The sequence below is a fragment of the Proteiniborus sp. DW1 genome (assembly GCF_900095305.1).
Taxonomy (GTDB): domain Bacteria; phylum Bacillota; class Clostridia; order Tissierellales; family Proteiniboraceae; genus Proteiniborus.
Genome location: NZ_FMDO01000007.1, coordinates 289937 through 302812 on the forward strand (window position 1 = coordinate 289937; position 12876 = coordinate 302812).

General features: G+C 35.1%; 14 protein-coding genes, 1 pseudogene and 1 riboswitch. All 15 genes and pseudogenes read left to right on the forward strand.

The window, feature by feature from the left end; all coding sequences use genetic code 11:
* Window positions 1-9 precede the first annotated feature (9 nt).
* The 15 genes and pseudogenes from DW1_RS02675 to DW1_RS02745 all read left to right on the forward strand — a co-directional run bounded on the left by DW1_RS02675 (window position 10) and on the right by DW1_RS02745 (window position 12864).
* Window positions 10-786, forward strand: coding sequence for an ABC transporter ATP-binding protein (locus DW1_RS02675; protein ID WP_074349077.1), 777 nt, complete (start codon window positions 10-12; stop codon window positions 784-786).
* Between the two features lie 55 nt (window positions 787-841).
* Window positions 842-2200, forward strand: a complete 1359-nt coding sequence (locus DW1_RS02680) for a cobyrinate a,c-diamide synthase (protein WP_074349078.1) — start codon at window positions 842-844, stop codon at window positions 2198-2200.
* Window positions 2201-2215: 15 nt separating this feature from the next.
* Window positions 2216-2731, forward strand: coding sequence for a cob(I)yrinic acid a,c-diamide adenosyltransferase (gene cobO, locus DW1_RS02685; protein WP_074349079.1), 516 nt, complete (start codon window positions 2216-2218; stop codon window positions 2729-2731).
* 60 nt (window positions 2732-2791) lie between these two features.
* Window positions 2792-3079, forward strand: a pseudogene (locus DW1_RS02690) (precorrin-8X methylmutase); the annotation flags it as partial.
* A gap of 10 nt (window positions 3080-3089) precedes the next feature.
* On the forward strand, window positions 3090-4205 hold the full coding sequence (gene cbiD, locus DW1_RS02695; RefSeq protein ID WP_074349080.1) for a cobalt-precorrin-5B (C(1))-methyltransferase CbiD: 1116 nt from the start codon (window positions 3090-3092) through the stop codon (window positions 4203-4205).
* On the forward strand, window positions 4202-4822 hold the full coding sequence (cbiE, locus tag DW1_RS02700; RefSeq protein ID WP_074349081.1) for a precorrin-6y C5,15-methyltransferase (decarboxylating) subunit CbiE: 621 nt from the start codon (window positions 4202-4204) through the stop codon (window positions 4820-4822). Before cbiD ends, cbiE begins: the two co-directional genes overlap by 4 nt.
* Window positions 4815-5405: a precorrin-6Y C5,15-methyltransferase (decarboxylating) subunit CbiT gene (cbiT, locus tag DW1_RS02705; protein WP_074349082.1), complete on the forward strand. Its 591-nt coding sequence runs from the start codon at window positions 4815-4817 to the stop codon at window positions 5403-5405. Before cbiE ends, cbiT begins: the two co-directional genes overlap by 8 nt.
* An 18-nt stretch (window positions 5406-5423) precedes the next feature.
* Complete coding sequence (gene cobM, locus DW1_RS02710; protein ID WP_074349083.1) at window positions 5424-6179, forward strand: precorrin-4 C(11)-methyltransferase; 756 nt, start codon at window positions 5424-5426, stop codon at window positions 6177-6179.
* The gene (gene cbiG, locus DW1_RS02715) at window positions 6176-7189 is read left to right on the forward strand and encodes a cobalt-precorrin 5A hydrolase (RefSeq protein WP_074349084.1); all 1014 of its coding nucleotides are present in this window, start codon (window positions 6176-6178) and stop codon (window positions 7187-7189) included. Before cobM ends, cbiG begins: the two co-directional genes overlap by 4 nt.
* On the forward strand, window positions 7190-7930 hold the full coding sequence (cobJ, locus tag DW1_RS02720) for a precorrin-3B C(17)-methyltransferase (protein WP_074349085.1): 741 nt from the start codon (window positions 7190-7192) through the stop codon (window positions 7928-7930).
* A complete protein-coding gene (gene cobK / locus DW1_RS02725; RefSeq protein WP_074349086.1) occupies window positions 7927-8691 on the forward strand; it encodes a precorrin-6A reductase in 765 nt (254 codons plus the stop codon). Before cobJ ends, cobK begins: the two co-directional genes overlap by 4 nt.
* A riboswitch (cobalamin riboswitch) is annotated at window positions 8690-8878 on the forward strand. It overlaps the preceding gene by 2 nt.
* Before the next feature lie 140 nt (window positions 8879-9018).
* Window positions 9019-9801, forward strand: a complete 783-nt coding sequence (locus DW1_RS02730) for a sirohydrochlorin cobaltochelatase (RefSeq protein ID WP_074349087.1) — start codon at window positions 9019-9021, stop codon at window positions 9799-9801.
* A 25-nt stretch (window positions 9802-9826) separates the two neighbouring features.
* Window positions 9827-10879 carry an ABC transporter substrate-binding protein gene (locus tag DW1_RS02735; RefSeq protein ID WP_083605486.1) on the forward strand — a complete coding sequence of 351 codons (1053 nt, stop codon included), beginning with the start codon at window positions 9827-9829 and terminating at the stop codon, window positions 10877-10879.
* 196 nt (window positions 10880-11075) lie between these two features.
* On the forward strand, window positions 11076-12080 hold the full coding sequence (locus DW1_RS02740; protein WP_074349088.1) for a FecCD family ABC transporter permease: 1005 nt from the start codon (window positions 11076-11078) through the stop codon (window positions 12078-12080).
* Window position 12081: 1 nt separating this feature from the next.
* Window positions 12082-12864 (forward strand): ABC transporter ATP-binding protein, encoded by a 783-nt coding sequence (locus DW1_RS02745; protein ID WP_074349089.1) that lies wholly within the window; start codon window positions 12082-12084, stop codon window positions 12862-12864.
* Window positions 12865-12876 lie beyond the last annotated feature (12 nt).

The following is a 12876-nucleotide window of genomic DNA, read 5'->3' on the forward strand; positions in this document are numbered from 1 at the left end:
GTGTACATTATGAATACTGCAGTGCTTATAGAGAATCTAACATTTAAATACGATATAGATGAAGTGTTAAAGAACACTAATATGGATATTCCCAAAGGCAGCTTTGTAAGCATATTAGGACCAAATGGTTCTGGCAAGACTACCCTTTTAAAAAATATATGCAATATCTTAAAGCCGAACAGTGGAAACATACTAATAAACAATAGAAATGTATCTAATATTAAATACAAAGACCTAGCTAAGATAATAGCAGTTGTTCACCAAAGTGCGGATATTCAGTTTGATTTTTCTGTTTTTGATGTGGTACTTATGGGAAGGTATCCTTATATAGGCAGATTCAAAAGTGAAAGCAAAAAAGACGTAGAGATAGCTAAGGAAGCTATGATAAATACTGGAGTTTGGGAACTTAGAGATAAAGGCATCAATGAAATAAGTGGTGGAGAAAAGCAGAGAGTTATGATAGCTAGAGCTCTTGCCCAAGAACCAGAAATACTCATATTAGATGAGCCAATATCTAATTTGGATATAAAATATCAGGTTGGAATATTGGAGCTATGTAGGAAGCTTAACAGAGAAAAAAAGTTGACTATAATAATGACTTTACATGATATAAACCTTGCAGGAAGATATAGTGATTATCTTATACTCTTAGATAAAGGGGAAGTTAGAATCATGGATACTCCTGAAAAGGTACTGACTCAGGAAAATATATCAACCGTATATGATATTAAAGTAGACATATTAAGAAGAAATGGAGATAAGACTCCATATATTATACCTGTTTAATAGGCGGACTTTTACAAATAAGTCTTAGTTTATTTTGCTAAAGGGGGCAAAAACAATGAAAAGAATAGTAATAGCTGGAACTCATAGCGGTTGTGGAAAAACCACATTAAGCTTAGGAATTATGGCAGCACTTACTAGGAGAGGAAAAAAGGTTGCACCCTTTAAGGTTGGACCCGACTATATAGACCCTAGCTTTCATAAGTTTGTAACAGGAAATCCTTCATATAACCTAGATAGCTGGCTTTTAGACAACAATACTGTAAAATATTTGTTCAATAAGGGCAATCAGAACATGGACATATCCATTATTGAAGGTGTCATGGGAATGTATGATGGCTTTGGAATAGATAAAAGCAATGGAAGTACAGCTCATGTAGCCAAAGTTATTAAGGCACCAGTAATATTAGTAGTTGAAGGAAACGCTATGTCTACAAGTGCAGCGGCCCTTGTAATGGGTTATATGATGTATGACAAGGATGTAGACCTTAAGGGTGTAATATTTAACAAGGTCTGTGGTGAAAAGCACTACGAGATGATGAGGCTTGTGGTTGAGAGGGATTTAGGAATAAAATGTCTAGGATATTTACCCAAGAATATAGGAGTATCTTTACAAAGCAGACATTTAGGTCTGATACCTGCAGATGAAGTGGAAGAGCTAAGCAAAAAAACAGATATGTTGGTAGAGCTTGTTGAGAAATATATTGACTTAGATGCTTTAGAAGATATAGCAAATGTAGGAGATATTGAACCAGGTGCAAATCCTGCTAAAGATATACATATGAAATATAAGGGGCTTAAAATAGGTATAGCAATGGATACTGCTTTTAGCTTTTACTATGAGCATAATCTACAGCTAATGAAGGAAGCAGGAGTTCAGCTTTTACCCTTTAGCCCTATAAAGGATACTAAACTTCCTGATGAACTAGATGGTCTTTATATAGGAGGAGGCTTTCCAGAAATATTTGCAGAGAAGCTGGAAGAAAACTTATCCATGAGAAAAAACATTAAAGAATGGCTAGATAAAGGGCTTCCTGCCTTTGCAGAATGTGGAGGATTGATGTATCTGACTAAGGGGATAGTAGACTTACAGGGAAAATGTCATGAAATGGTTGGTTTCTTTGATACCAAAGCTATGATGACTAATAGACTAAATCGATTTGGATATGTAAATATTGAGACTAAAACAGGAATAAGGATACGAGGTCATGAGTTCCACAGATCCTGTATAGAAGAAAATGATGGACTGGATTACTACTATCATATAAGTAAGTATAGAGAAAAATTCATAGGAGAGTGGAAGTGCGGATTAACAAAGAACAATGTAGTAGCAGGATATCCTCATATTCACTTCTATAGTAATTTAGATTTTTTAGAAGAATTCTTAAATAAATGTTTAGATTATAAAGGTAGATAAATTGGAGGAGGGCAAATGGACAAGGGATATGTACATGTATACACTGGAAACGGTAAAGGTAAGACCACAGCAGCCTTAGGTTTATCTCTAAGGGCAGTATGTGCAGGGAAGAAGGTGTATTTTGGGCAGTTTATAAAAGGAATGAAATATAGTGAGCTTGAGAGTCAAGGATTATTGCCTAATTTTGAAATACACCAATTTGGGCGAGATTGCTTTATATTCAATAAACCTACTAAGGAAGATATACGGCTGGCTAAGGATGGATTAGAAACTTGTAAAAAAATCTTAACAGAAGGAAAACATGATTTAGTGGTATTAGATGAACTGAATATAGCCATATTTTATGGGCTTTTTACTGTAGAAGAGGCTATTGATGTTATAAAAAGCAGGGCTCCACATGTGGAGGTAATAATAACAGGTAGATATGCAGATGAAAAGCTAATAGAGTTTGCTGATTTAGTTACTGAAATGAAAGAGATAAAGCACTATTATAAACAGGGAGTACCTGCTAGAAAGGGAATAGAAAACTGATACTATCTAATATTCCTATATACTGGAGCTTTATTAGAGTGCCTCAAAGCTGTTAGTAATCGGAAGATTAGGTCCATGATAGCCTTAGAAAAGGCAGCTTTAGACAAAAATATAAGGATATTTGCAGTAGGAAATGCCCCTACAGCATTGTTTACTTTAAAAAGGCTAATAGAAGAGGGAAAAACAAAGCCTGACTTAATAATTGGAGTACCTGTGGGATTTGTCGGTGCAGCAGAGTCTAAGGAGTCCATCAGAGATTTAGGCATACCTTATATAATAACTAGAGGTAGAAAAGGTGGAAGTACTGTTGCAGCAGCAATAATCAATGCCCTTTTGTACATGATGTAGAGGATAAGCTATGCTAGAAAGGTATGTAGTTAAAGACGGAAAGAAGCTTAGATATGGATATACTACAGGCTCCTGTGCAGCAGCTGCTGCAAAAGCTGCGACGGAAATGCTTTTTTCTCAAAGAGTCTTAGATTTTATAGAAATAGATACTCCTAAGGGATGGAGACTTAAGCTTAAGGTTGAGGAGCCATCATTTAATAATGCCAGTGCAACTTGCTGTATAAAAAAAGATGCTGGAGATGATCCAGATTCTACTGATGGTCTTAGAATATATGCAGAGGTTACCAGAAACTATGAAGGAAATATAAATTTAACAGGTGGACTAGGTATAGGTTTAGTTACTAAGCCAGGATTGTCAGTACCTGTAGGAGAATATGCCATAAATCCAGTACCTAGAGAAATGATATTATCAGAGGTTAAAAAGGTTCTTCCTGATGGTGAAGGTGTAAATATCAAAATATTTGCACCAGATGGAGTCGAGATAGCTAAAAAAACATTCAATCCTAAGTTGGGTATTGAAGGAGGTATATCCATAATAGGAACATCTGGAATAGTTGAGCCTATGTCAGAGGAAGCGCTTAAAAGCTCCTTAGAGCTAGAACTATCCATATTAAAGGAGCAGGGTGTTAAAAAAATTATTTTTTCACCAGGAAACTATGGAAAGGATTTTGGGACAAAGTACGATTTGAACGAAAAAGTGCTAATTAAGACTAGCAATTATATAGGATTTATGATAGACAAAGCAGTTGAATACAATATGGAAGAAATCTTTTTTGTAGGACATATAGGCAAGCTCATCAAGGTTGCTGCTGGAATATTTAATACACATAGCAAGGTAGCAGATGGCAGACTAGAAACTCTTGCAGCAAACTGTGCACTCCTTGGAGGTTCTAGACAGCTTGTAAGAAACATAATGGAGAGCAATACTACAGAAGAAGCTGTAGATTTTATCCTACAAAATAATATGGAAAATGTATTTGAATTTATCGCACAGAAGATAAGTCAAAAATGTGAAGAGAGAGCTCATGGGCAGATTAAGTTCGGAACATTAATTTTTTCTTTAAAACATGGTGTTTTGGGCATATGTAGCCAAGGTAGTCTAATGTTGGAGGAGTTCAAGGTATGAATAAAATATCAGTAGTTGGGCTTGGACCAGGTCATCCTGATTATATATTACCTAAGGCGGTTAGCATTATTGCTCAGTCAGATATAATAATTGCAGGAAAAAGAAATCTTGAAAGTATTGATATAACAGATAAATCTGTTTTTATAGTAGGAAATAACTTATCCCAGATGGTAGATTTTATAAAAGAAAACAGAAATAGTAAAAGAGTATGTATAGTGGTTTCAGGAGATACAGGATTTTATAGTATGCTTAGATATCTAAAGAAACATTTTGATTCTGAGGAACTGGAAGTAATAACAGGAATTAGCTCTATGCAGTATATGTTTGCAAGGATAGGACAAAGCTGGGAAGATGCTTATTTAGGAAGCTTACATGGCAGAGAAAATGAATTTGTTGAAAAGGTTAAAGAATATGGGAAAGTAGGTCTGCTTACTGATAATAAGTGGACTCCGGATAGAATTGCTTCTGAGTTGTTGAGAAATGGAATTGACAATAAGATAATGTATGTGGGAGAGAATCTATCGTATGAAAATGAAAAAGTAACTAAGGGAAGTATTAAAGATTTTGTTGAGAAAAGGGAGTACCATATTTGTGTGGTGGTGATTAGCAATGAATAGATGGGTTTATGCCACATCAGGGATACCTGATAACTTATTTAAGCGTGGGAAGGTGCCTATGACTAAAGAAGAAGTAAGAGCTATTACCATAAGCAAACTAAGACTTAAAAATACAGATTTAGTAGTGGATATAGGTGCAGGGACCGGGTCTATATCTATAGAGGCTGCTTTAATAGCTAATGAGGGAAAGGTATATGCAGTAGAGAAGAATAGTGAAGGAATACAGCTTATAAAGGAAAATATGAGTATTTTTGGAATGAGTAATATAGATGTAGTAGAAGGAGTAGCTCCAGAAGTTTTAACCCAAATAGGAAAAGTTGATAAGGTAGTCTTAGGAGGAACTGGTGGAAATATAATAGGTATATTTGAATGGGTAGCACAAAACTTAAAGCCAACAGGAAGGATAGTAGTCAATGCCATTACGATAGAAAACTTGTATAGATCACAAGAGCTTATGAAGTCAAGTGGATTTGAAAATATAGAGGTAATATGTGTATCCATATCAAAAGGAAGAACAGTAGGCAGTTTAACTATGATGGAGGCTCAAAATCCAACATACATTATATCTGCAGATAAGAAGTAAAAGTGAGGCGAGTCTAATATGAGCAAAGTATATTTTATAGGTGCAGGGCCTGGAGATCCAGAGCTTATAACTATAAAAGGTAAAAAAATAATAGATGATTCCGATGTAATCATATATGCTGGTTCTCTTGTAAATGAACAGGTGCTTCAAGGGAGAAAAGCAGGAAGCCCAGTATATAATAGTGCTTCTATGACATTGGAAGAAGTAATAGAAGTAATAGATAAAAGCATTAAAGAAGGTAAAAAAGTAGCTAGAGTTCATACAGGAGACCCTAGTATATATGGGGCAATAAGAGAGCAAATAGACGCTCTTGAAAAGCTAGGAATAGACAGTGAGGTAATACCTGGAGTTAGCTCCTTTGTAGCATCAGCTGCAGCTATAAAAAAGGAGTTTACACTTCCGAATGTTTCGCAGACAATAATATGCACCAGACTAGAAGGACGAACTAAGGTGCCTGAAAGAGAAAGTCTTGAGAGCTTGGCGTCACATAAGGCTTCTATGACTATATTTCTATCTGTACATATGATAGATGAGGTTGCAGATAGGCTGAAGAAGCACTATGGAGAAGATACGCCAGTTGCAGTTATACAAAAAGCTAGCTGGGATGACCAAAAAATAGTGATAGGAAATCTTAGCAATATAGCTGAAAAAGTGAAGGCAGAGGGAATAACTAAGACTGCACAGATATTAGTTGGAGACTTCTTAGGTGATGAGTATGAATTATCTAAACTATATGATAAGAACTTTAGCCATGAATATAGGAGTGCAAAATGAACTGGGCAGTAGTTACCTTAACTAAAGGAGGAACTCAGCAAGCCAAGAAAGTAAAGAGGCTGCTAGGTGATATAAGCTTAGATATTTATACTTTAGAAAAATGGGCTGATGAGGAAACAATAGTAATAAACAAAAATCTTGATGAATTTATAGGAAGTATATTTTATAGTTATGATATTATACTTTTTATCATGGCCACTGGAATAGTAGTTAGAAGCATAGCAAAGTATATAGTAGATAAGACCACAGACCCTGGTATACTAGTTATGGATGAAAAAGGACAGTTTATAATAAGTTTGCTATCAGGGCATTTAGGAGGAGCAAATAAAGCTTCTAAGCTATTGGCAGATAAAATAGGAGGACAGCCTGTAATAACCACAGCATCAGATGTCAATGGGTTGATAGCAGTAGATACCTTAGCAGAAGAATTAGAATGTTGCATATCTAGTATGGATAATGCTAAAAAGGTTACAGCGCTCATAGTAAATAATGAGCCAGTCCGCATAGAATCAGATATTAATATTGACATAAAGCTTCCTGATAACATAGTAACAGAAGGAGAGGCAAAGGGGACAATCTATATAACTAACAAACTTTTGAATATTAATCATATGTACCAGGTTCAGCTAATACCTAAAAATATAATAATAGGAATTGGCTGTAGGGCAGGCACTAGTAGTAAAGCCATAATAAATGCAATAGATGAAGCATTAAGATCTTTGAACATTGACTGTAGAAGTATACTGCATTTTGCAACAGTAGATGTAAAACAGAACGAGACGGGAATATTTGAAGCTGCAGAGCACTATAAAACCATTGTTAAAATAGTAGGAAGAGAAGAAATAAAGGCTATAGAGAGTAAATTCCAATGTTCAGAGTTTGTTAGAAAAGCCATAGGAGTAGGTGCAGTTTGTGAGCCTTGTGCCAAACTTACAGCTACGAAAGGACATTTTTTAATGAGAAAAAAATCCTATGGTGGAATAACCTTATCTATATGGGAGGAAGTATAGATGAACAAACTAGGTAAGATATATGTTGTAGGTATAGGGCCAGGAGATAGAGAGCATATGACTTCTCACGCTAAAATCGCTATAGATAAATCAGACATAATAGTCGGATATAAGACTTACATTGACTTGTTGGAAGATATGATAAAAAATAAAGAAGTGGTTTCTAGCGGAATGAAAAAGGAAATAGAAAGATGCATAGAAGCCTTAGAATATGCAAAACAAGGAAAAATTGTATCATTAGTTAGCAGTGGAGATTCTGGTGTATATGGAATGGCTGGAATAATGCTAGAAGTAGTATTAAAGGATGGAAGTGATGTAGAGGTTGAGGTAGTGCCAGGAGTTACAGCTGCAAATGCAGCAGCAGCTTCTCTAGGAGCACCTATCATGCATGACTACGTCACTATAAGCTTAAGTGATTTGCTTACAGACTGGTCACTAATTGAAAGAAGGCTTCATTGTGTAGGAGAGGGAGATTTTGTAGTATGTTTGTATAATCCTAAAAGCAAGGGGAGACAGCAGCAAATAGAGATAGCTAGAGAGATACTTTTAAAATATAAAAGTAAAAATACAATAGTAGGCATAGTTAGAAATGCTAAAAGATATGGTGAATCAGTTATAGTGACCACCCTTGGTGATATGCTAAAATATGAAATAGATATGTTTACGACGGTTATTGTTGGAAATTCAAATACATACTCAGTAAAAAAAATGATGATAACTCCTAGGGGCTATAGGCTATGATACTGGTTTTGTCAGGAACATCTGATGGAAGAAAAATAATAGAATTGCTGGCAAGTACAGGTTACTCTGTAATAGTATCTACGGCAACAGAGTATGGAAAAATGCTAGCTGAAATTGATAAAAATATAACAGAGATAATATCAGGTAGATTGGAAAAGCCTGATATGGAAAAGATAATAAGAGAAAAAGATATACAATATATAGTAGATGCTACCCATCCATATGCAGACAAGGTTTCAAAAAATGCTATTGCCGCAAGTAAATCTATGGGAATACAATATTTAAGATTTGAAAGAGAAGAGCATATATATGACGGAGCACACTATTTTCCGGACTATAGCAGTGCAGTACTATATTTAAAGGAAACTCAAGGGAATGTTCTATTGACCATTGGTAGCAATAACCTACATATCTTCACATCTTCCCTTGATATAGATAGGCTATATACAAGAGTTCTTCCTACCTATGCTGTAGTGAAGAAATGCGAAGAGTTGGGATTACTTCCAAGGCAGATAATAGCAGTCCAAGGACCCTTTACAAAAGAGCTCAATAAAGCCATATACAAAAACTATAATATAAAGCATATGGTGACAAAAGATAGTGGAGACGCTGGAGGAACTAAAGAAAAGATTGAAGGAGCAATGGAAACAGGGGTAAATGTGATTCTGATACAGCGTCCTAACATAGACTATCCCAATATATGCAATAGTATAGAAGAAGTCATAGATAGCATAAAGAAAAATTATAAAAATTACAACTAAATAGCTAAACATTACAGGTGCTTCTTTAGAAGGAAGTTAAAAGGGAAAGCGGTGAAAATCCGCTACAGCCCCCGCTACTGTAAGTGGGAACGAAATCATAATATGCCACTGGAGAAATTTCTCTGGGAAGGTTTGATAGTAGGGAGTACCACAAGTCAGGAGACCTGCCTGTAGATTTTATAAATAAGCCTTCGGTGGGAAGTGGTTATTTTAAGTATAGTTTATTATTTATACTATTGACCATAGTTTGCAAAGGCTATGGTTTTTTGTTTGCTTAAAACTACAATCTCATTACAGAAGGGGAATATTAATCATGAGGAGGAGAAGATGAAAAAAGGGATAATTGTAGCAAGCTTTGGGACTAGTTATGAAGAAACTAGAAAACTATGCATAGAAAGCGTAGAAAACAAAGTAAAAAGAGAGTTTTGTGAATACCAGGTAGAGAGGGCATTTACTTCTCAAATAGTGATCAACAAGCTAAAAAAAGGAGATGGTATATTAGTAAACAATGTAACAGAGGCATTACAGAAAATGAATCAGGAAGGCATTGCTCAAGTGTTTGTACAGTCTCTTCACATAGTGCCTGGACATGAGTACAACAAGCTTTTAAATCAAGTGAATTTGTTTAAAGAAAAGAATGATGATATGACAATACACGTAGGAGCACCGCTATTAAATGATGATACAGACTACAAAAAAGTAGTTGAGGCAATTGAGTTTAAGGCTCTAAATCAATACGAAGCTGTGGTTTTTATGGGACACGGAACTGACCATGCCTCAGACAGCAGATATGATTTATTAGAGAAGTATTTTAGAAAAGAGTACTCAAATAATATATTTATTGGAACAGTAGAAGGAAGTGTTAAGTTAGAGGACATAATACCACAGCTTCTAGAGAAAAAAATAAGTAGTGTGAAGCTAATACCATTCATGCTTGTAGCAGGAGATCATGCATTAAATGATATGGCTGGTGACGAAGAGGATTCATGGAAAAGCATGTTAATAAAAAATGGATTTCATGTAGAAGTAACTTTGAATGGATTAGGTGAAAATAAAAAAATTCAGGATATATTCTTATGCCATTTAAAGGATGCTATGAAAAATAGTTAACTAAAAATAGTGGGAGGAATGAGCTATGAAAAAATTAAGAGTATTATCACTTTTATTAGTTATTGTAATGATTAATGCAATATTTACAGGCTGTAGCCAAAACAATAGAAAACAGGATGAGATGGTAAACAGTGCAAACGAAGTTAGCAATGGAGAAGTAAAAGCTAATGAGGACACAGAAACAAGTCAACCTGTATCTGAATATGGAATAACTATTAATGAGGACAATGTAGTATTTACAGATGCTAGAGGGGAAGAGGTAACTATAAAAAAGAATCCTCAAAGAGTAGTTTGCTTATATAATTCCTATCTAGATATTTGGGATAGCTGTGGAGGAAAGGTAATAGGCAGAGTAGAGGAAGCAGAAGAAAAGCCTGTTGAAAACGCTATGTCAGCTGAAGTAGTTGGAACATCAGGATCTCCAAGTCTTGAAAAGGTTTTAGCATTAGAGCCGGATTTAGTTATCTTATCTAACGGATTCAAGGTTCAGGCAGATATGGTTCCAGTACTAGAACAAAATAATATTCAGGTTATATCCTTAGCAAATGACTATCTAGAGGACTATTATAAGTCAGTAAGACTCTTCACTGCAATAACAGAGAGAGAAGACTTATATGAAAAGCATATTAGCGAAGTTAAAAAGGGTGTAGATGCAATAGTAGAAAAAGCACCTAAGGATAAAAATTACAAGGTTTTAATCATATTTGCTTCAGCTAAAAGTATTACAGTTAGAAACTCAGAATCAATGGTAGGAGAAATGCTTAAAGATTTAAATACTATAAATATATCTGATACAGAAACAGATCCAGCAAGTGCTAAAGTTTTCAGCATGGAAAAAATAATTCAGGAGGACCCAGACTTTATATTTGTACAAACTATGGGAAGTGACAAAGAAAAAATAATGGAAAGATTAAAGCAGGACGTTGAAGATAATCCAGCATGGTCATCTCTTACAGCTGTAAAGGAAGGAAGATACATAGTTCTGCCAAAGGATCTGTATTTATACAAACCGAATGCAAGATATGTAGAGGCATATGAAGGACTAGCAAAAATACTTTACCCAGAGGTATTTAATTAATAATAGGGGCGTATAGTTGCTATTGAAGAAAGCCAATTACTTAATCTAATGAGAAATTAATTCATTGAAATCGCAAATGTAGACAATTAAAGAATAGTTTAACGGTAGCTTGATTACTATTCAGCTATCGTTAAACTTATACTACAAGGCTATACAGCCTATCTAAAATGCTAATAATCTAAGGGGAATAGAAACTATGAACAGTAGTAATACAAAGAAAGAAACGATTAAAAAGAGCTTCATTTTATTTATTTTTATGTGTATTGCAGTAGTCAGCTTTTTTATAAGTATAGGAAATGGAGCTGTAAATATATCACCTAAGGAGATAATAAATGCAGTTTTATTTGACAAATCTACAGTAAACTATCAGATAATATGGAATGTTAGATTACCTAGAACTATAGTAGCTGCATTTGTTGGCACATGTCTAGCCTTATCTGGAGCAATACTACAGGGAGTTATGAGAAATCCTTTAGCAGGACCTAATATAATTGGTGTTTCATCTGGCGCAGGGCTTATGACATTAATCATTCTAATACTCTTGCCTGACTTGTATTATTTAGCACCTGTGGGAGCCTTTGTTGGTGCACTGCTGGCTACTCTATTCATATATTTCCTAGCATGGAAGGAAGGAGTGCAGCCAACTCGTTTGATACTAGCAGGTGTGGCAGTATCCTCATTATTAGGAGCTGGAACAAATGCAATAATGACTTTTTTTCCGAATAAAGTAGCTGGAGTCATTGGATTTATGGTAGGAGGCCTTTCTGCAACTAATTGGAAGCATGTAAACACCATATTTCCATACGCAACAGTGGGAATAATATTGCTTTTACTCATACCAAACAAGCTGAATATACTAATGCTAGGAGATGAAGTAGCAACAGGGCTAGGAGTAAATGTAGAAAAGACTAGATTCATCTTCATAATAATATCATCACTGTTAGCCGGTAGTGCAGTAAGTGTTGTAGGGCTTTTAGGCTTTGTAGGACTTATAGTCCCACACATGACTAGGCTGTTTATAGGCTCTGATTATAGATACCTACTGCCAGCGTCTATATTTACAGGTGCTAGCATAGTCATGCTATGTGATACTATAGCAAGGCTTTTGTTTGCTCCTACGGAAATACCTGTAGGTATTATAATGTCAGCATTAGGAGCTCCGTTTTTCTTATACCTACTTAGAAGAAGAGGAGAATATTGATATGAAAATGAAGATTGAAAACATAAGTGTAAATTATGGAGAGAAGGAAGCAGTTAAAAATCTTAGTTTTAAAATAGATTCTGGTCAGATAGTCACCATCATAGGACCTAACGGCTCAGGAAAGTCTACTTTGCTTAAAGCTATGAGCAGATGTTTAAAGCCATCAACAGGCAATATCTATATAGAAGGAATTAATATAAACGAGATAAATACTAAAGTAATTGCACAAAAATTGGCTATATTGCCACAGGTAAAAAATGTATCATCAGATATTTCTGTAGAAGAGCTAGTATCCTACGGAAGATATCCTCATTTAAAGTTTGGTAAAAGGCTAGGAAAGGAGGATAAGGAAATAATAGACTGGGCACTAGAAAAGACGGGACTTCGCTCCTTAAGAAAGAGATTTGTTGCTACACTTTCAGGAGGAGAAAGACAGAGAGCATGGATAGCTATGTCATTGGCGCAAAAGCCAAAAATACTTTTACTTGACGAGCCTACAACATTTCTTGATATATCCTATCAGGTGGAGGTTTTAGAACTGGTAAAGGAATTAAATGAAACATTAAGTTTAACTGTAGTTATGGTTTTGCATGATTTGAACCAAGCAGCAAGATATTCAGATATGATTCTAGTTATGAAAGATGGCGAAATGTGCAAATTAGGAAGACCTAGTGAAATAATTAAGGAATGCTTATTAAAGGATGTCTTTAGGATAGAAGCAGATATATACGATGACAAGGTAAATAACTGTCCATACTTTATTCCCAAAAAAACTATTGCCTAAATAAATTTTTGG

Coding starts and splice junctions, on each gene's coding strand:
- DW1_RS02675 (WP_074349077.1), top strand. CDS start 10: ATGAATACTGCAGTGCTTATAGAGAATCTAACATTTAAATACGATATA.
- DW1_RS02680 (WP_074349078.1), top strand. CDS start 842: ATGAAAAGAATAGTAATAGCTGGAACTCATAGCGGTTGTGGAAAAACC.
- cobO (WP_074349079.1), top strand. CDS start 2,216: ATGGACAAGGGATATGTACATGTATACACTGGAAACGGTAAAGGTAAG.
- cbiD (WP_074349080.1), top strand. CDS start 3,090: ATGCTAGAAAGGTATGTAGTTAAAGACGGAAAGAAGCTTAGATATGGA.
- cbiE (WP_074349081.1), top strand. CDS start 4,202: ATGAATAAAATATCAGTAGTTGGGCTTGGACCAGGTCATCCTGATTAT.
- cbiT (WP_074349082.1), top strand. CDS start 4,815: ATGAATAGATGGGTTTATGCCACATCAGGGATACCTGATAACTTATTT.
- cobM (WP_074349083.1), top strand. CDS start 5,424: ATGAGCAAAGTATATTTTATAGGTGCAGGGCCTGGAGATCCAGAGCTT.
- cbiG (WP_074349084.1), top strand. CDS start 6,176: ATGAACTGGGCAGTAGTTACCTTAACTAAAGGAGGAACTCAGCAAGCC.
- cobJ (WP_074349085.1), top strand. CDS start 7,190: ATGAACAAACTAGGTAAGATATATGTTGTAGGTATAGGGCCAGGAGAT.
- cobK (WP_074349086.1), top strand. CDS start 7,927: ATGATACTGGTTTTGTCAGGAACATCTGATGGAAGAAAAATAATAGAA.
- DW1_RS02730 (WP_074349087.1), top strand. CDS start 9,019: ATGAAAAAAGGGATAATTGTAGCAAGCTTTGGGACTAGTTATGAAGAA.
- DW1_RS02735 (WP_083605486.1), top strand. CDS start 9,827: ATGAAAAAATTAAGAGTATTATCACTTTTATTAGTTATTGTAATGATT.
- DW1_RS02740 (WP_074349088.1), top strand. CDS start 11,076: ATGAACAGTAGTAATACAAAGAAAGAAACGATTAAAAAGAGCTTCATT.
- DW1_RS02745 (WP_074349089.1), top strand. CDS start 12,082: ATGAAAATGAAGATTGAAAACATAAGTGTAAATTATGGAGAGAAGGAA.